The 17,549-nt window shown below is 29.3% G+C and carries 22 protein-coding genes and 3 pseudogenes; all 25 read left to right on the top strand.

Going from position 1 to position 17,549, the window contains the following annotated elements:
- The first annotated feature begins 116 nt into the window (after nucleotides 1-116).
- Nucleotides 117-983 (top strand): hypothetical protein, encoded by an 867-nt coding sequence (locus HV819_RS05650; RefSeq protein ID WP_235942762.1) that lies wholly within the window; start codon nucleotides 117-119, stop codon nucleotides 981-983.
- Entirely contained in the window at nucleotides 970-2,358 is a 1,389-nt protein-coding gene (locus HV819_RS05645; RefSeq protein WP_176269700.1) for a hypothetical protein, read from the top strand. Before HV819_RS05650 ends, HV819_RS05645 begins: the two co-directional genes overlap by 14 nt.
- A gap of 4 nt (nucleotides 2,359-2,362) precedes the next feature.
- Nucleotides 2,363-2,764: a phage holin family protein gene (locus tag HV819_RS05640; protein ID WP_176269699.1), complete on the top strand. Its 402-nt coding sequence runs from the start codon at nucleotides 2,363-2,365 to the stop codon at nucleotides 2,762-2,764.
- Nucleotides 2,765-3,577 (top strand): N-acetylmuramoyl-L-alanine amidase, encoded by an 813-nt coding sequence (locus HV819_RS05635; protein WP_176269698.1) that lies wholly within the window; start codon nucleotides 2,765-2,767, stop codon nucleotides 3,575-3,577.
- A 146-nt stretch (nucleotides 3,578-3,723) separates the two neighbouring features.
- Nucleotides 3,724-4,152 carry a MarR family winged helix-turn-helix transcriptional regulator gene (locus HV819_RS05630; RefSeq protein ID WP_176269697.1) on the top strand — a complete coding sequence of 143 codons (429 nt, stop codon included), beginning with the start codon at nucleotides 3,724-3,726 and terminating at the stop codon, nucleotides 4,150-4,152.
- A complete protein-coding gene (locus tag HV819_RS05625; protein ID WP_176269696.1) occupies nucleotides 4,145-6,418 on the top strand; it encodes an ATP-binding cassette domain-containing protein in 2,274 nt (757 codons plus the stop codon). Before HV819_RS05630 ends, HV819_RS05625 begins: the two co-directional genes overlap by 8 nt.
- A 97-nt stretch (nucleotides 6,419-6,515) precedes the next feature.
- A complete protein-coding gene (locus HV819_RS05620) occupies nucleotides 6,516-7,505 on the top strand; it encodes an HsdM family class I SAM-dependent methyltransferase (protein WP_216629214.1) in 990 nt (329 codons plus the stop codon).
- The gene (locus tag HV819_RS05615) at nucleotides 7,492-9,093 is read left to right on the top strand and encodes a restriction endonuclease subunit S (RefSeq protein WP_176269695.1); all 1,602 of its coding nucleotides are present in this window, start codon (nucleotides 7,492-7,494) and stop codon (nucleotides 9,091-9,093) included. Before HV819_RS05620 ends, HV819_RS05615 begins: the two co-directional genes overlap by 14 nt.
- A 140-nt stretch (nucleotides 9,094-9,233) precedes the next feature.
- Entirely contained in the window at nucleotides 9,234-9,593 is a 360-nt protein-coding gene (locus HV819_RS05610) for a helix-turn-helix domain-containing protein (RefSeq protein ID WP_154541740.1), read from the top strand.
- Nucleotides 9,586-10,131, top strand: coding sequence for an ImmA/IrrE family metallo-endopeptidase (locus HV819_RS05605; RefSeq protein ID WP_216629213.1), 546 nt, complete (start codon nucleotides 9,586-9,588; stop codon nucleotides 10,129-10,131). Before HV819_RS05610 ends, HV819_RS05605 begins: the two co-directional genes overlap by 8 nt.
- Nucleotides 10,124-10,306 carry a hypothetical protein gene (locus HV819_RS05600; protein WP_154541742.1) on the top strand — a complete coding sequence of 61 codons (183 nt, stop codon included), beginning with the start codon at nucleotides 10,124-10,126 and terminating at the stop codon, nucleotides 10,304-10,306. Before HV819_RS05605 ends, HV819_RS05600 begins: the two co-directional genes overlap by 8 nt.
- Nucleotides 10,269-10,988, top strand: coding sequence for a DUF4417 domain-containing protein (locus HV819_RS05595; protein ID WP_154541744.1), 720 nt, complete (start codon nucleotides 10,269-10,271; stop codon nucleotides 10,986-10,988). The genes HV819_RS05600 and HV819_RS05595 overlap by 38 nt, the downstream gene beginning before the upstream one ends.
- On the top strand, nucleotides 10,981-11,397 hold the full coding sequence (locus HV819_RS05590) for a hypothetical protein (protein ID WP_154541746.1): 417 nt from the start codon (nucleotides 10,981-10,983) through the stop codon (nucleotides 11,395-11,397). The genes HV819_RS05595 and HV819_RS05590 overlap by 8 nt, the downstream gene beginning before the upstream one ends.
- A complete protein-coding gene (locus HV819_RS05585) occupies nucleotides 11,397-11,981 on the top strand; it encodes a hypothetical protein (protein ID WP_154541748.1) in 585 nt (194 codons plus the stop codon). Before HV819_RS05590 ends, HV819_RS05585 begins: the two co-directional genes overlap by 1 nt.
- A 79-nt stretch (nucleotides 11,982-12,060) precedes the next feature.
- On the top strand, nucleotides 12,061-12,198 hold the full coding sequence (locus tag HV819_RS05580) for a hypothetical protein (RefSeq protein ID WP_154541750.1): 138 nt from the start codon (nucleotides 12,061-12,063) through the stop codon (nucleotides 12,196-12,198).
- Nucleotides 12,199-12,382: 184 nt separating this feature from the next.
- Nucleotides 12,383-13,449, top strand: a pseudogene (locus HV819_RS05575) (IS3 family transposase).
- A gap of 62 nt (nucleotides 13,450-13,511) precedes the next feature.
- Nucleotides 13,512-13,685, top strand: a complete 174-nt coding sequence (locus tag HV819_RS11945) for a helix-turn-helix domain-containing protein (RefSeq protein ID WP_456237000.1) — start codon at nucleotides 13,512-13,514, stop codon at nucleotides 13,683-13,685.
- A gap of 157 nt (nucleotides 13,686-13,842) precedes the next feature.
- Nucleotides 13,843-14,007 (top strand): annotated as a pseudogene (locus tag HV819_RS05570) (type I restriction-modification system subunit M N-terminal domain-containing protein); the annotation flags it as partial.
- Nucleotides 14,008-14,143: 136 nt separating this feature from the next.
- Nucleotides 14,144-14,713 carry a DJ-1/PfpI family protein gene (locus HV819_RS05565; RefSeq protein ID WP_176269694.1) on the top strand — a complete coding sequence of 190 codons (570 nt, stop codon included), beginning with the start codon at nucleotides 14,144-14,146 and terminating at the stop codon, nucleotides 14,711-14,713.
- A 265-nt stretch (nucleotides 14,714-14,978) separates the two neighbouring features.
- Nucleotides 14,979-15,386 carry a GNAT family N-acetyltransferase gene (locus HV819_RS05560; RefSeq protein WP_154541752.1) on the top strand — a complete coding sequence of 136 codons (408 nt, stop codon included), beginning with the start codon at nucleotides 14,979-14,981 and terminating at the stop codon, nucleotides 15,384-15,386.
- A gap of 379 nt (nucleotides 15,387-15,765) precedes the next feature.
- On the top strand, nucleotides 15,766-15,939 hold the full coding sequence (locus HV819_RS11705; protein ID WP_268234528.1) for an ATP-binding cassette domain-containing protein: 174 nt from the start codon (nucleotides 15,766-15,768) through the stop codon (nucleotides 15,937-15,939).
- A 28-nt stretch (nucleotides 15,940-15,967) separates the two neighbouring features.
- Nucleotides 15,968-16,417 carry an ATP-binding cassette domain-containing protein gene (locus tag HV819_RS11785; RefSeq protein ID WP_320595659.1) on the top strand — a complete coding sequence of 150 codons (450 nt, stop codon included), beginning with the start codon at nucleotides 15,968-15,970 and terminating at the stop codon, nucleotides 16,415-16,417.
- Nucleotides 16,418-16,528: 111 nt separating this feature from the next.
- A complete protein-coding gene (locus HV819_RS11420; RefSeq protein WP_216629212.1) occupies nucleotides 16,529-16,762 on the top strand; it encodes a hypothetical protein in 234 nt (77 codons plus the stop codon).
- Complete coding sequence (locus HV819_RS11415; protein ID WP_216629211.1) at nucleotides 16,759-17,145, top strand: ABC-2 family transporter permease; 387 nt, start codon at nucleotides 16,759-16,761, stop codon at nucleotides 17,143-17,145. The genes HV819_RS11420 and HV819_RS11415 overlap by 4 nt, the downstream gene beginning before the upstream one ends.
- 65 nt (nucleotides 17,146-17,210) lie before the next feature.
- A pseudogene (locus tag HV819_RS05545) lies at nucleotides 17,211-17,498 on the top strand (recombinase family protein); the annotation flags it as partial.
- Nucleotides 17,499-17,549 lie beyond the last annotated feature (51 nt).

Raw genomic sequence — 17,549 nt, 5'->3', positions numbered from 1 at the left:
AACCCAGCAAGCACATAAAACAATCCCATTTCATCCCTAATATCTATAATTTTATCATAGATGATTAGGTTCATTTTTAAGAACTATGCTTAAAGCTGTTCTTATACTATTAGTATATGAGCAAGCATAGAATTCTTGGTGTAGGTAAGAATCCATATTTATCTAAAGCTAAGAGTAAGAATGATAAGAATATAGTAGGACTGTTAAATCAAATTGAATCTGAAAAGTTAGTAGTTCATTCCTATTCTAATTATTCAGCTTTTAAATTGACTACTACAGATACACCAATCATCAGAATAGAATTTGCCTCCAATAAAGAAACGGAGGCTTTATTTAATGCATCAATCTTATTAAACATTGTCTGCGGTACAGAAGAAAAAACTAAGAAGATAAAAAGAAAGGTTATTCAAAAGACTGAAATTTTAACTGAAGATAAGAAGTCTTATGATCCACCAAAGTTTGAGGAGAAAGAAGTTATTGAGGAAGTTGAGATTATAGAGAATGTTGAATTACCTACTAGACTTGTTATCACTTATGTATTCAACGATACAAAAATAGAACATCACATTCCAAAAGAAATTTACCTAAGTGGAAACCATATTTTAAATCTTTTTTATCCCCTAACTAAACTTCAGGAAAAAACAATGAACAACTTCTCGGTACTTGTTCGATTAGAGTCAGGGCAAGCTATGATTGGAAAAAATAATGCTATTGCAGCAATATCTGGTCAATCTCTAGGTTCAACAGAGGCTTGGGATGGAAAGATAAAAATTGATGAAACTTGGAAGAGAATAAAACTTGAACACTCATTTTTGCTTAGAAAATTAAAAGATGAATACAAAGTAGAAAAACAAGTTCCAACACCGATTATATTTAATGAAAAAGTAAGAAGATTTAAATATCAAGGACTAAGTCTTGGAAAATATAAAGAAGAAATAACTACAGAATTTAAAGATAAGGAGGAAGAAAATGCTCAAGGGTAAATCAGTCATTGAATTAACTGATGTCAAAACTAAAAAGAAAGAAGTGTACGAAGATGAAAACCTAATAACAAATGCAGTCTCAGATATACTTAGACTTAATCCATCAGGACTTATGTATCCCTTACATGGTTCAGGAGAGGCGGAATTTAAAGATGAGATTTTTCCTGTAGCTAATAGACTCTATGGAGGGATTTTACTTTTTGAGAATCCATTAGAAGAAGATCCTAATAATATTATTCCACCATCAGATAATTCTATTATTGGATATGCATCAGATAATGTGAACTCTACAGATAATCCGTTAAGAGGTTCTGCAAATCTAACAGAGACAGTTCCTTTGGAGGATGGATATAAGTTTGTCTGGGACTTTTCTACATCACAAGCTAATGGAAGAATTGCATCGCTCGCCTTGACTCACTATAGAGCTGGGAGGTTTTATTATGGAAATAGCTTCAGTAGAAATGCCTGCTTACTATTAAATAGAACATATTTAGATGTTAATAAGGAAACTCAAAGAGCATATATAGGCTTAGTTGAAGGGAATCCTACTGATAATACATTTATATCCTTATGGCCAAGAGAGAATAAGACTCTTGAGATAATAAAATTTAAAGAAGCATATTCAAGTATTGGTTTGACAGATTCAGTTTTAGGATCAAGATTTCAAGAAATAGAGAAGACAGCAATAGACTTAACTGAGTATTATGGAGACTTCTATTATTGGAATGACGGAAGTTTTTACGATGGAAAAGATGGATATTGGTATGGATTTTTAACTAAATCCAACTATGATAGCGGGTTAATTAGACGAATAAAGATAAAAAAGGATGATTATTCCACACAAGTAGATCAATGGGATTTAGGTGATATTAGGTTGGATGACCTAGGATCATACCCAAGTAAGGATTCAAATTATGCTTACAGGTCTATAGGAAGTGTGATAAAGGAAGGATATCTTTATGCAATAAATAGAGATAGAAAAAGAATATATAAAATAAATATCAATAATCCTGTAGATATATCTTATATGGATATGGGTTTTAAGTCTGACTTTTCGCAAGGAGGAAACACCTATAGTTACTTGTATCAATGGGGAGATCATATACTAGGCTATGATTTTAGTATAACTAAGGATGATAAGATTATAAAAAACTATGGAAAAGATTACTCAGGAACACCTTATCCTTATGTAAGCACTCCTACAATTGAGATGGGACCATTTAGAATAGGATATGGTGTTAAGAGCGGTACTTTGTATAAAAACTTATACCTTCACACGCCATATCTTGGAACAATTAATAACCTATCAAGTCCAATATTAAAGACAGCAGATAAGACCATGAAAATAACTTACACACTAACAGAGGAGGAATAAAACAATGAATAAATTTTTAGAAACAGTAAAGATTTGCTTTGCAGCACTAGGTGGCTACTTAGGTTTTTATCTTGGTAGTATTGACGCATTTATTTACACCTTAATTGCATTTGTGATAGCAGACTATATAACAGGAGTATTAAGAGCGGGAGTCGAGAAAAAGCTATCATCAGCTATAGGATTTAAAGGAATAGCAAAAAAGATAATGATATTTATAGTTGTAGGAATAGCAAACCTATGCGATGTTAATTTAATTAAAGGTGATGGAACCGCTGTAAGATGCGCCATCATCTTTTTTTATATAGCAAATGAAGGACTTTCTATTTTAGAAAACTCTGTAGCCTTAGGACTTCCCGTTCCGGAAAAACTAAAAACTCTATTAGAACAATTTAAGGAGGACAAATAAATGAGTAATAGTAAATTAGTAAATATGGTAAATTACAGCCCAAATCATAGTGGAAGAAGAAATCAACCAATCACAAAAATTGCCATCCACCACACGGCCGGAGCAATTAATGCAGCAGTAATAGGAGAAATATTTAAACCAAGGTCAAGACGGGCATCATGTAACTATGGGATTGGGAAGGATAATAAAGTCATATTATGTGTTGATGAGAGCCATAGATCATGGTGTACTTCTTCATCATGGTGCGATAATCGAGCAGTTACTATTGAAGTTGCAAATTCAAGTAATGGTGGCAATTGGCCAGTAAGTGATGAGGTTTTAGAAACTTTAATCAAACTAGTAACTGATATTTGTAGAAGAAATGGAATCAAGAATTGCACATACACTGGAGGAAAAGATGGTGTCCTTCAAAAGCATGAGTGGTACTCCAATACAAACTGTCCAGGACCATACCTTGGAAGTAAGTTTCCATATATTGCAAGTGAAGTAAATAAAAGACTTAGAGGAAATAACTCTATCAGCAAATCAACAAACAACTTATATAGAGTAAGAAAATCCTGGTCTGATGCTAAAAGCCAGAAAGGTGCATTTAGAAATTTAGATAATGCCAAAAGATGTGCTGATAGATTTGGACTAAAAGTATTTGATGCAAATGGAAAGATAGTTTATCCAGTTGGCAAGACAATCGACCAATTAGCTAGAGAAGTTATACGAGGTGATTGGGGCAATGGAGAGGAGAGAAAAAGGAGATTAACTAATGCTGGATATGACTATTATGCAGTTCAAAAAATAGTAAATCAATTAATATTATAGAAAGAATCATGCCTGTGCCAACTTATGGTACAGGTATTTTTTTGGATTTATTTAAATGTAATTTGTAATTGTAAAAGGCTTCAAAAATAATTTGAAATATGATATAATTTCTAAACAGAAACTATATAGAATAGGGAGATCAAGTTATGGATTTAAAAGCAACACTTATAGAATTACAGTGCGAAATGGTTGCAGAGAGAAGCCTTGTCAATCCAAAAGAAATTACATGGCTTCAATATGATATTTTATATCAAGTTGAAAAAGAAGGAAAAATTTTACCTTCAGGATTAAGCTTAATCTTAGGAGTATCCAGGACTAAATTATCAAAGGCTTTGAAAGAATTAAAAACAATGGGCTATATTGAGCAAATACCAAATAAATTAGATGGAAGAGAGCTATATACTTTTCTTACAGATAGTGGCAAGGATTTGCTAATAAATATTTCAAGAAAACACATGACCCTTTACGAAATAGCTATAAAATCTTTTACAAATGAGGAGCAAGAAAACTTTATTGATTTATCCAATAAATTCTCAAAGGAACTTAGAAAGGCTAGAATAAGAAAAGATGAATGATTATATAGAAGTAAAAAATGCTAGAACAAATAATTTGAAAAACATTTCTGTAAAAATCCCAAAACATAAGCTTATAGCGATTACCGGAGTATCTGGTTCGGGAAAGTCTTCCTTTGTTTTTGATACCATAGCAAGTGAATCTCAAAGACTTTTAAATGAAACTTACTCGAGTTATGTTCAAAACTTATTACCTAAATATAAAAAACCGCCTGTAGATTTCATCTCAAATCTTCCTGTTTCTTTGGTTATAAATCAAAAGAGAATTCGAGGTAATTCCAGATCAATAGTAGGTACAGTTACGGATATATATTCAGATTTGAGACTTTTGTACTCTAGACTTGCTCGACCTTTTATAGGTTATTCTATGAAATATTCATTTAATAATCCAGCAGGAATGTGCAAGACTTGCCAAGGACTAGGAGAAGTTAACTCAATTGACGTTAATAAATTAATAGATTTTGATAAATCTTTAAATGGTAATGCAATAAATTTTCCAACATTTAAAGATGGAGGATGGAGATTAACTCGATATACAGAATCGGGATATTTTGACAATGATAAAAAAATATCTGCCTATAATAAAGATGAACTTGATTTGCTTTTATATTCTCAAAAAATAAAACCTGAAAATCCAAACCCTAATTGGCATAAAACAGCTAAATATTTTGGCGTGATTCCAAGAATTATGGAAAGTTTTGTAAATGTAGAAAATCCACAATGCAAAAAAGACTTGGATAGGATTTTAATAAAAGAAACTTGTCCGACTTGTCACGGAGCAAGACTTAATGAAGAAGTTTTAAGTGCGAAAATAAAAGGGAAGTCTATAGCAGATTGTACCAATATGGAAATTAATGATCTCTTTGATTTTGTAGCTGAAATTAAAGATGAGAATGTTAGTGAAATTACTCATGGATTAAAAATTAAATTAAAAAGTTTATCTCTTGTTGGTCTAGATTATTTAAAATTAAATCAACCTACCACAATTTTATCCGGAGGAGAATCCCAAAGAATAAAGATGATAAAATATCTTAATAGCTCTTTGTCTGATGTTTTATATATTTTTGATGAGCCAAGTGTAGGACTTCATCCGGAAGATATAAAGGAAATTATAAATATTTTTAAAGGACTTAAAGATAAGGGAAACACTGTCTTATATGTCGACCATGATTTAGATATGATTAAAGAATGTGATTACCTTATAAATTTTGGAGAAGGGGCAGGAAGACAAGGAGGAGAAATAACCTTTCAAGGAAGTTACTCTCAATTATTAAAGTCTAGTACAATAACTGCAAAGTCATTTTTGAAAAAGCATCTTATAAATGAAGAAAAGAAAGACTTCCTAACATTCTATGAATTAAATAATGTTTCCAAAAATAATATAAAAAATATATCTATTAAAATTCCTAAAAATGCTCTTACCCTAGTAACAGGGTTAGCAGGTTCAGGAAAAAGCACCTTGATAAGAGAACTTTTTAAAGATAAGTATCCTGATTCTACAATTTTGGATCAAAGTCTGCCGGTAGGTTCCAGTCGTTCTAACATTGTCACTTATTTGGGAATATATGATGAGATTAAAAAAATATTTAGCAAAGAAAATAAGGTAGACAAGTCCTTATTTTCAGTAACAGGCAAAGGAGCCTGCTCTGAATGTAAAGGGAAAGGAACTATTAAACTCGACTTAGCTTATCTGGGAGACTCTGAATATATCTGTGAAAAATGCCAAGGCAAAAGATTTAACGACAAGGCTCTTTCTTATTTATATAGGAGTAAGAATATTAGTCAGGTATTTGAATTGACAGCTATAGAAGCTAGGAAAATGTTTTATGACAATCCAAAAATAAATGCAGTTTTAGAGTCATTAATTGAAGCAAACTTATCCTATATTAAGCTTGGACAAACCCTTGACACTTTTTCTGGTGGAGAACTTCAAAGACTAAAGATAGCTCAAATGCTATTAAATAATATATCTGAGATAATAATATTGGATGAACCTACTACTGGACTTCATGAATCAGACATAGAGAATTTAATGAACCTTATGCATGAATTAATAAGAAAAGGTTATACTCTTATAATAATTGAACACAACCTATCTGTAATTAGCAAGGCGGATTGGATCATAGATCTTGGCCCAAAGGGAGGAAAACTTGGAGGGAAATTGATGTTTCAAGGTTATCCTATAGATTTTATTAAGTATAGAAACTCTTATACAGCTGAACATTTAAGACAATTTATTAATAGAGGTAAAATTATCTCATACGATTGATATTTATAAATAAGCATAAATTTTTGTATGCCTGTGCCAACTTATGGTACAGGCGATTTTTTATTTCTAAACCTTTTAACGCTTTTTAAATAGGGGTGTGCAAACTGGTATTATAGTCATTTCAAAAAGTCATGCATTAAATTGTATCAAAGTAGTGAGAGTCTTAGATCCATGTTGTGGAACGGCAGGATTTTTAATTGCAGCTATGCATGATATGCTGCAAAAAACAGATGATGATTTTGAAAAAGATAATATTAGAAAAAATCAACTATTTGGAATAGAAGATCAGTCGTATATGTTTACTATTGCTACTACGAATATGATTTTAAGAGGAGATGGCAAAAGTAATCTTGAAAATCAAGATTTCTTAAAACAAAATCCTGCTAAGCTACAATTAAAAGGCTGTACTGTTGGAATGATGAATCCCCCTTACTCTCAAGGGTCAAAAGATAATCCTAATTTATATGAAATATCTTTTACTGAACATTTACTTAATTCACTTGTAGAAGGAGCAAGAGTTGCAGTTATTGTACCTCAATCTACAATGACAGGTAAGACAAAATACGAAAAAGAAACTAAGGCTAATATATTAAAACATCATACACTTGAAGGTGTAATAACCTTAAATAAAAATACTTTTTATGGAGTTGGAACAAACCCATGCATAGCTATTTTTACTGCTGGTATACCTCACCATAAGGATAAAATTTGTAAATTTATTAATTTTGAAGACGATGGATATGAAGTTGCAAAGCATATTGGACTTATCGAAACTCCATCAGCAAAAGACAAAAAGCAACATCTTCTTGATGTATGGTTTGATAGAGTTGAAGCAGAAACAAAATTTTGCGTAAATACAACAATAGAAGCTGATGATGAGTGGTTACATTCGTTTTATTATTTTAATGATGAGATTCCAACAGATGAAGATTTTAAAAATACAATTGCTGATTATATTACATTTGAAGTTAATATGATTACTCATGGAAGAGGATATCTTTTTGGGGTTAAAGATGAAGAAGAGGAATCATTTAACGATAATTCTTTATTAGCTGCTGAAGATAGTGAAGAATATGAAACAAAATAGATTATCTTTAAATGATGTGGAGTGGGGAGAGTTTAAGATAAAAGATATTTTTGAAGTTTATTTATCTAAAGGAGATAACAAGGCTGACTTATTAGATTGTGGAAATATACCTTTAATTTCTTCTGGGTTTAACAGTAATGGAATAACAAAATTTATTAATCGCGGTGATGGTATAAGTGAAATTATCCCTAAAAATACTATTACTGTTGATATGTTTGGTAAAGCCTTTTATCAAGATTTTGATTATTATGCTGTATCACATGGAAGAATTAATATCTTATCTCCTTTATATAACCTTAACAAAAATCATTTATTATTTTGTATAAATTCAATAGATAATGCCACAAAGAATATTTTTTCTTATAATAGAATGTGTTCAAGTTCAAGATTAAGTAAATTAAAAATATTATTACCAGTGTGTAATAAAGGCAATCCCAACTGGCAATTTATGGAAGACTATATTAAGCAAGAGCAAAAAGACATTGCACAGAAAGTTATAGATTATTATGAGCAAAAAATGCTTGAAACATCTTTTGATTTAGTAGGACTTGAAGATGTTGAATGGAAAGAATTTAATTTCAATGATGTATTTAGGAAAATACAGAGAGGAAAAAGACTTAAAAAAGACGATCACATAGATGGTAATACGCCATATATTTCTTCAACGTCTTTGAATAATGGCTTAGATGGATTTATTGGAAATTATGAAAATCTAAGGAAATTCAATAATAATATTACACTTGCTAATAGTGGAAGTGTTGGCTCTTGCTTTTATCATGAATATGAGTATATAGCAAGCGACCATGTTACTTCCTTAACTTTGGATAAAGCTGATAAATACATTTATCTATTTATGGCTACAATAGTGAAAAGACTCGAAGAAAAATATTCTTTCAATAGAGAAATAAATGACAAAAGAATAAAAAATGAAAAGTTTATCTTACCCACAGATAAAAATGGTGAACCTAACTGGGCATATATGAGCAAATTTATGCAAAAAATAGAAGCTGAAAATCTTCAAAAAGTGCTTGAATATATATATATATATAAGTTAGCCATTTCTTATGAGAAAAAATTACTTCCACTTCACAAAAAAGAGTGGAAAGAATTTTGGCTTGAAGATATTGTTGATATTGAATCAGGAAAAGATATTTATGAAAGGGAAAGAATTGATGGAAATATCCCTTATGTAACAGCAACAGCTCAAAATAATGGTATTGGTTATTTTGTTAATAATATAAATAAAACTTTAGAAGAAAAAGCAATAAGTGTAAATCGAAATGGATCTGTAGGTTATGCTTTTTACCATGATTATAAAGCTTTATATGGAAATGATACAAGAAAGCTAATTCCTAAATATAAAAACAAATATTCTTCTTTATTCTTAACAACAGTCATAACTAAACAAAAAGAAAAATATGGATATGGTTATAAAATGGGAACTGGAAGACTCAAAAGGCAAAAGATATTATTGCCTATCAATGAATTAGGAAATATTGATTTTGCTTATATGAAAAAATATATGCAAATAGGAGAAATAAAAGAAGAGTACAAAATCCTAGACTACTATTACAAATTGTTGAATTGATAAATTAGACCGCAAGAATAGCATAAAACTTGCGGTTTTTTATGTTAGAAAAAAATTTTTCAAAACAATAACCTAAATCAATCTCAAAAGGTTGATTTAGACTTAAGAATAGTATATAATATATGCAAGGAGGATTGAATATGCTTACACAATTAGGAATTTTCTTAAGAAAATTAAGATTAGACCATGGCGAAATAATGAAAGAAATGGCAAAAAAACTTGATGTCAGCTCCTCATTTTTGTCAGCGGTTGAAAATGGTAAAAAGAAAATGCCAGATTCTTGGTATGAAATTATAGTTAACTTGTATAGTCTTGACCAAGAACAACAAGATAAATTAAAGAAATCTATAGAAGAATCTCAAAAATCAATAGAGATTAATTTGAATGATTTGAATTCTAAAAAGAGAAATTTAGTATTTTCATTTGCAAGAGAATTAGATAATTTAAATGAAGAAGAGGTGGATAAAATGAATTTATTTTTAAAAAAGGATGGTGAGTGATATAGGCGGATATATAGCAGCTCCTTTATCTAGAAAGGATTTAAGAAGAATGGCTTATGAGCTTAGAAAGTTATTTGGGTTTGAAAATAAGCTTGATTTTCCTATAGTACAAGTTATAGAATTTTTATCTAACAAAGGAGTGTTTAACTTAGAAATATGTTCTATTGATGAAATGGGGACAAAATATGGGGAAACTGTGCCGTCAGAAAACTTAATAAAATTACGAGAAGATATTTATGAGAAGGCTTGTGATAATGATGGATTTTCAAAATCAACATGTTCTCATGAATTACTTCATTGGTTAATACATGGAGAAGAAACAGTGTCTTTTTGTAGAAGAGAGGAAGATTTAATGAAAAGAAGAGTCTATGAAGATCCAGAGTGGCAAGCAAATTGCTTTGCTGGTGAGTTGCTTGTACCAAAACATATTGTAAAAGGCATGAGTATAGATGAAATTATGGAAAAATGCAATGTGACTTATAGGATGGCTCAGTATCAATTAAGTAAGTATGAAGAAGAAGGATGGGGAAATGATTAGAAAAGAAAAAAACACACTTATTAGATTGTTGGCGCAAACTAAAGTATGTTCTTTAAACTGGATTTTATTTAATAATTCCAAATTAATTATATCAAATCCAGTTTTAAAAATCAATGATTTAAGAGCTGGAGGGTGTAATGAGAAAAAAGCAAATCAAAACAGTTTTAAATGTTAAATTACCAAGAAAAGGTTTAAAAGATAATTTCAATGCATTTATGGTTGAAAATTCGGAATTTGAAGGTAAAGATGATATTCCTATTTGTCCATCAACAATGATGAGATTTCCAACTAAAATTATAACATTTGAAGAAGCAAGAAAAGAAATAAAAAAAGAAGATCCCGATTTTAAAGCAACGGTATGTTTTAGTAAAGATGATTATAAGTTTGATTCAAAAAATAGTGGGATTTGGGTTAAACCTTATGAATGGCTAAAATTTTTAACACCATTTGAGGCGGTAGTGCAGCCAGATTTTTCCACTAATAGTGATTTTCCAAAAGTTATTGCTAAATATAATACGTACAGAATGAGAACAGTTGGGTGTTTTCTTGCTAATAATGGTATTCCAGTCATTAATAATTATAGATCAAATGGAGTTTCTAGTTTTGATTATTGTACAGATGGGATTCCCGAAAATAGTTTAGTTTTTATAAGTACACATGGTTGTATTAGAGATAAATCTAATCGAGAAAGACTAAAACAAGGGCTAAATTATCTAATTTTGAAGAAAAAACCATCTGCAATAGCGATTTATGGGAGAGTACCAAAAGAAGTAGCAAACACTTTAAATAGTAAAAAAATTCCTTTTAAAACCTATAAAACAGATTTAGATAGAAGATTGGAAGAGTCTTATGAGTAAACCATCTTCAGGACTATTTCATGGAACTAATGGAGATAAAGAAGAATCTAAACAAATAGAATTTAATTTATCAAATATAAATGATAATATCAAAAAATTAGAGAAAAAGTTTCAAAAAACTAAGTCTGGATATTTTGGTGAAAGTGGCAAAAGTTCTAAAGTAAGGGTAATAAAGTCTAATAATCAATATAAAACAGCTCAAGAATTTTGGAAAATGCTTTCTAAAGGCGGGAATATTAAAATATTACCTAATAAACATGGATTATTAGTGAATTTTTCTGATGGTAGTTATGCGACTTATAGAGTTAAAACATCAACAAAAGATAGTCCTGCAATGGAAATTAATATTAAAAATGCCAGCGATACTAAATCACAGAAAATTCATTTTATCTTAAAGGAGGATAATTAATGGGGTTAATTATTTCAGATAAGGGTTTAGAAACTTTAAAAAAGATTAAGGGTAAAATAATATTAAATATATGTGCTGATGATTGGAAAGATTATAATAGAAGTTATGGAAATATAAAGATAGAATTACAAAACTGTTTTATAGAAATAGAAAATGATTATAGATTAGTACCATATTTTGGAACAGAAGAAGAGTTGGCAGGCTATGACGCTAAAATATTGAAAGATAATAAGTTTGATTATTCTGTTATGGAAGAAGATCTCTATACAAAAGAAATTAATAAGCAAGTTGTAGGTATAAATATAATACGAGATACTATTATGATTGATTATAAAGATGAAGATAAAAATGAAGTTTATAAAATAGATCAAGCTATTATATTCGATTTTGGAATTATGAAATTTTGTATTTCGCAAACTTCCATTTTTACTCCTATGTCTAAAATAACATTCTCTGAAGATGTTGAAATGGAAATAAAATCTATAGAAGAGGTAAAATCTGAGTGGATAGATGATGATTTAGATACTGAAGTAAAGTCTCCTAAATATAAGGTTCATGTAAAGCGAAAAATATTAGAATTATAGATAGTGGTTATGCATATATTAAAAAAGTATTGGTACTGGGACTGAAAATTTAAAAATATCCTATAATTAGGTGGATTTAGTGATATTAGAAAAAATAAAATTATGTATTTTGAATGCTTCTGCACCACTCGTACATTTGCAAAAGAAGAGTGGGAGTAGTAGCAAAAAAATAAAAAATCTTGTAAATTCAATGGTTGCAGAAGATAAAAAACTGTAATTGGGATTAAAATGGGAACATTTGTTAAAAAGAATAAATTGAATAATAGTCCCAAGTGGTTTGCATTTGGACAAAAAATTAGGGGCTGTTGCAAAAGTCCTATCATAGAAAAAAGACGAGGAAAATATGAACTGCCCCCCCAAAAGTTGGACCTAAAAAACAACTTAAGGAGGTCAGTTTTTTAATGGCAAAATACAGTACAGAATTTAAAATGATGGTCGTAAAAGAGTATCTAAAAAACACAATAGGATACAGTCAATTAGCTAAAAAATATAAAATACCACAAGAATGCATAGTAAGAAAATGGGTAAATGCGTACAAATCTCAAGGCTATGAAGGTCTAAAAGTGAAAAGAGAGAATACAAAATACACTTTGGAATTTAAACTAAATGTAGTAAACTTGTATCTAACAGGAGAAATGTCCTATCAAAGCCTAGCAAATGAACTTAAATTCAATAATCCAACTTTAATATCGAGATGGGTAATATATTTTAGAAAAAAGGGAATTGAAGGACTAAAATCAAAAAAACGAGGAAGACCTTTAAATATGCCTAAAAAATCAAACTAAGAACGAAGAAAAAAAGATATTAGAAATCAGAAAAGAAAATCCAAACTATGGATATAGAAGAATAACAGCAATGTTAAAAAGATTAGGATTAATCATAAACAAAAAGAAAGTACAAAGACTAGTACAAAAACTAAAAATACAAGTAAAGAGCTTTTCCAAAAAAACAAGAAAATATTCATCATACAGAGGAACTGTAGGCAAGATAGCAGAAAACAAAATAAAAAGATCTTTTAAAACAAATAAACCATATACACAAATAACAACAGATACAACAGAATTCAAGTATTTAGAAAAGGATAAATCAGGCACATATCAAATAAAGAAACTTTATCTAAATCCATATCTAGACATGTACAACAGCGAGATATTAAGCTACGAAATATCAAAAAATCCAAATCTAGAACCAATATTAAAAGCTCTAGATAAAGCAATACACAACCAAATTAAAGTCAAATGGAATAACTCAATCAATGTCAAGAAAAGGCAATTGCTTAGACAACTCACCAATGGAAAACTTCTTTGGAATTTTAAAACAAGAAATATATTATGGTAGAAAATTCTATTCATACGAACAATTAAAAGAAACAATAGAAAAATATATTAAATATTACAACGAAAAAATAATAAAAGAAAAATTAGGATATCTAAGTCCAGTAGAATTTAGAAAAAAGAATGTAGCATGAAAATTTTCCTACCCCTAGTGGTAGGAAAGGTAAATAAATACCAGAGTAAGTAAAAACTCAATCTGGTATTTGGTACAACTTTTTGGGTCGCCTTAAAAGTTTGTGAGTTATCTCCTGCAACAATTTCTAAAATGGGCAGAGGAGAGTTTGTTAGCATGGAAGTTTTGTATCGTATTGGAACGAGACTAGATGTTGATTTTGGTGATATGGTTTCGATTATAGAACAAAAGAAATAAATAAATTCGAGGTAGTAAGATGTAACCTCAGATAAGTTAGAATTGACCAGTAACAAATTGTGACTGGTTTAAGAAAAAGATGGATTTATTATGATAGAATACAAAAATCTTGTCAATAAGGACTTGTAAAAGTCTAATTAGTAAAGTGAGGAAGAGGATGTCAGATTTAACAAAGGAGAACAAGGAAACAATACAGAGAGCAGAACTTCATAGAAAAATTTGGGCGATTGCCGATGACGTTCGTGGGGCAGTAGATGGATGGGACTTCAAACAATATATACTAGGAATTTTGTTTTATAGATTTATTTCCGAAAATATTACTTAAACAAAGTATACGACCCTACTTGCGGGTTTCGTATCAAAATTATTACAATGGCAAATAGTAACGATGAATATCGAGGGTTAAGCTCTCTATTGGAGAAACTAAATGTTTATATTTAAATTAGGAGGTGATTTTTGTGAAGAAAACCGCAGTTCTTATTTATGATCAATTCTGTAACTTTGAAATATGCGTAGCATTAGAAATTTTAGCATCATACGGCAAAAGTATGGATGTGTTTGCAAAAACAAAAGAAATAGTCATATCTGAAGAAGGTCTAAAAGTTTCTCCAGATAAAACTATTTATGAATTAGATTTAGACGAATATGATAGCCTCTTATTATCTGATGCAGCTGATATTCGTTTCACAGTAGAAGATGTTGAAATAATCGAATTCATCAAAAAATTTGATGGTAAAATAATTGGAGCTATTTCTATTGCACCAATTTTGCTTGTCAAAGCTGGTATGCTAAATGGTAAATCATTTATGATTGGAGCAGATAAGGACGATCTACTAGAAGAAGGTTATAGCGAGGCAGATCTTAAATATATGAAAGATTGGAATGACTGTATAGTAAATCCCATTGAAGAAGGATATATTGTATATGAAAATATAGTTACATCTGTTTCTTTTGAATTTGTAAAATTTGGAATTCAATTTTGTAAGATGTTGGGAATTAAAATATCACCTAAAAGCTTTGGATTATAGATATTAACTGTAAGTTTTATTTATATTCAAAAAATCTGTTAGAATTAATTTTTATAGGATTCTGTCATAATAATTACAATAGGAAATTGGAGGGATGCCGACAAGACCTAGAGAAATTAAAAAATGAACTAGTTTACTTTTTAGAATAATTATATATGGAACATTATTTTTTCAAAAAGTAAACTAGTTAAGTAAAAACAGACCTGAATAATAGATTGAGATGTTTTCCTAAAAAATAATAAAGATTTAATCTTGAGGAGGTAAAATGAAAAATATTTCAATTAAAGAAGGTATAATACCAAAGTTAGATGACATTCTTAATTTATATAATGATGTTTCTTGGAGTGCTTACACTTCTAGTCCAGAGCAGTTAGAAAATGCTTTAAAGAACTCTTTTAAGGTTTGGACTGCTTGGGATGATGATTTATTAATAGGATTAGCACGAGTTATTGGGGATGGTTATACTGTTATTTATATTCAAGATATTATAGTTTTAAATGAATACCAAGGAAAAGGCTTTGGAAGTAAGTTTTTAAAATTAATTCTTGATGAATATCGAGATATACGACAAATTATTTTATTAACTGAAGATAGTTATAAAACTATAAAATTTTATGAGAATAATGGACTTACACAGGTTGGTGAATATAACTGTGTAGCTTTTATGAAATAAAATTTAGTTGACAGAGCAAAAGTTTCATAAATGGTGTGAATAGGACGATGCTTTTTTTAATATTAATTTTCTCATCTAAAACAACATTTATTTTCTGAAGTTCCTTGATTTACTTAGCCATAAAATATCCTATAAATACAATAAAATATTTCGCATCATTTGTCTAGATAAATGACCAACATTTCTATTTATTTGCCTACTTTTTTGACTATGTTCCAAGAGTTTAGATAAAAGGCTAGGAGGAGAGTAAGTGAACACAAGAGTTGCTTACTCTTTTTTTAAGTATATATGCTTTTTGTTTTGCAAAAAAATAGAGTGATTATAATTTGGTTATTTTTTATTATTAGAATTGATTACATAAGAAATGGGGGAATAATATATGGAAATTATGCTTGAAATAAGAAATTTAACAAAGAAAATCAAAGAACAAATGATACTTGAAAATGTATCAATTAAAGTAGAAAAAGGGAAAATATATGGATTGTTAGGACCAAACGGTGCCGGTAAATCGACTTTATTAAAATCAATCACTAAAGTTATGAACTGTACATAAGGGGATATTTTTTTGAAGGAAAAATCATGTGTACAGAGGATTTAAAAAAGTTGGAGCTATTATAGAGCATCCTGCTATCTATCCAAATTTAACAGTTTATGAAAACCTGGGAATTTTAACAGTATTATTAAACATTGATAAAGGAAGAATCAATGATGTGTTAAGAATAGTCGGTTTAGAAGACATAAATAAAAAATTAGCAAAAAATTTTTCGTTAGGTATGAAACAAAGACTTGTAATTGCAATGGCATTGATAAACAATCCAGAATTATTAATACTTGATGAACCAACAAATGGATTAGATCCTTTGGGAATTCAAGAATTAAGAGAATTGAAAAAAGAGTTTTCTAAAAAAGGAATTACAGTAATTATTTCAAGTCATATTTTGAGTGAGATTCAACAGATAGCAGATAAAATGGAATTATTAATAATGGGAATCTTATTTATGAAGCTAATAACTCTGTTGAGATGGATTTAGAAAAGCTATTTTTAGAAATTATAAAAAAGGATGTGAAAAATAATGATTAGTTTTATTAAAACAGAGTTAATGAAAGAAAAATGATCTGTTAATTTAAAGCTAGGAATTATTGTGCCAATAATTTTTGTGTTATTTAATATAGCTATGGTTAGTTTGATGAGGGAAAGCCTAGAAGGAAAAAGTTATATATTGGCAACTTCTTTTAATTGGTATCCACTTTTAATTCTATCAGTAGTTTTGAGTTTACTAGTTGTGAATATAAGTGGTAAAGAAAAGAGCGAGTATGTTGTTTTACAAAAAAGTAAAAATTTAAGTTTTGCAAAAATAGAATTGCAAAAAATATGATTGTTGTAGCTGAATTATTTACTATTCTAGTAATATCAGCAATGTTAATATTTATTGTTGCTATATATTTTCTAGGTGAAAAAATATTACTAGGTCAATTAATTGTGTCTACTATTTGTCTTTTTATTGGAAGTTTACTGATAGTCGCTTTATCATTTTTGATATATGGACTTGTAAAAAAGAAAGCTGTACTTATATTATTAAATTTTATTTTGACATTCCCATCAACTGTAATTGCAGTAATGAAAAATTGGATTTTATTTCCATGGTCATATAGCTTGCGAATGCTCAGTCCAATTATTGGAGTTCATCCAAATGGCACTTTTCTTGAGACTTGTTCTAAACTAATGAATATAGATGCAACATACTTAGGATTGTTTTAAGTATTGCTATTTATGTAGTTGTACTAACATTAAATCTTTTAATTAAAAATAAAGGAGGTTTTGTGATGGAAAAATTTGCTTTCATGTATCTTCGATTATAAAGAGAAGACGGAGATGTTTCTGAAAGTAGTTCTATTTCAAATTAAAGACAGATAATTAAATAATTTGCTAAAGATAATGCCTTTAATATAGTCTCAGAATATGTAGATGATGGCTTTTCAGGTTCAAATTTTGACAGACAAAATTTTAAAAAGATGATAAAAGATCTTGAGAATGAGAAGTTTAAAATAGTAATCGTAAAAGACCTATCACGTTTTGGAAGAGATTACATCGAGTCAGGAAAGTATCTACAACCTAGTATTTCAAAAATCATTTATGCTTTGGCTAATAAGATGATGTTGAGA

Source organism: Anaerococcus faecalis, assembly GCF_013371425.1.
Lineage (GTDB): Bacteria > Bacillota > Clostridia > Tissierellales > Peptoniphilaceae > Anaerococcus > Anaerococcus porci.
Note: the sequence above shows the minus strand (reverse complement) of the source record. Positions and strands in the feature narration are given on the sequence as shown.

Coding starts and splice junctions, on each gene's coding strand:
- HV819_RS05560 (WP_154541752.1), top strand. CDS start 14,979: ATGAAAAATATTTCAATTAAAGAAGGTATAATACCAAAGTTAGATGAC.
- HV819_RS11415 (WP_216629211.1), top strand. CDS start 16,759: ATGATTGTTGTAGCTGAATTATTTACTATTCTAGTAATATCAGCAATG.
- HV819_RS05650 (WP_235942762.1), top strand. CDS start 117: ATGAGCAAGCATAGAATTCTTGGTGTAGGTAAGAATCCATATTTATCT.
- HV819_RS05645 (WP_176269700.1), top strand. CDS start 970: ATGCTCAAGGGTAAATCAGTCATTGAATTAACTGATGTCAAAACTAAA.
- HV819_RS05600 (WP_154541742.1), top strand. CDS start 10,124: ATGATTAGAAAAGAAAAAAACACACTTATTAGATTGTTGGCGCAAACT.
- HV819_RS05585 (WP_154541748.1), top strand. CDS start 11,397: ATGGGGTTAATTATTTCAGATAAGGGTTTAGAAACTTTAAAAAAGATT.
- HV819_RS05625 (WP_176269696.1), top strand. CDS start 4,145: ATGAATGATTATATAGAAGTAAAAAATGCTAGAACAAATAATTTGAAA.
- HV819_RS05590 (WP_154541746.1), top strand. CDS start 10,981: ATGAGTAAACCATCTTCAGGACTATTTCATGGAACTAATGGAGATAAA.
- HV819_RS05615 (WP_176269695.1), top strand. CDS start 7,492: ATGAAACAAAATAGATTATCTTTAAATGATGTGGAGTGGGGAGAGTTT.
- HV819_RS05630 (WP_176269697.1), top strand. CDS start 3,724: ATGGATTTAAAAGCAACACTTATAGAATTACAGTGCGAAATGGTTGCA.
- HV819_RS05640 (WP_176269699.1), top strand. CDS start 2,363: ATGAATAAATTTTTAGAAACAGTAAAGATTTGCTTTGCAGCACTAGGT.
- HV819_RS05635 (WP_176269698.1), top strand. CDS start 2,765: ATGAGTAATAGTAAATTAGTAAATATGGTAAATTACAGCCCAAATCAT.
- HV819_RS05595 (WP_154541744.1), top strand. CDS start 10,269: ATGAGAAAAAAGCAAATCAAAACAGTTTTAAATGTTAAATTACCAAGA.
- HV819_RS11705 (WP_268234528.1), top strand. CDS start 15,766: ATGGAAATTATGCTTGAAATAAGAAATTTAACAAAGAAAATCAAAGAA.
- HV819_RS05610 (WP_154541740.1), top strand. CDS start 9,234: ATGCTTACACAATTAGGAATTTTCTTAAGAAAATTAAGATTAGACCAT.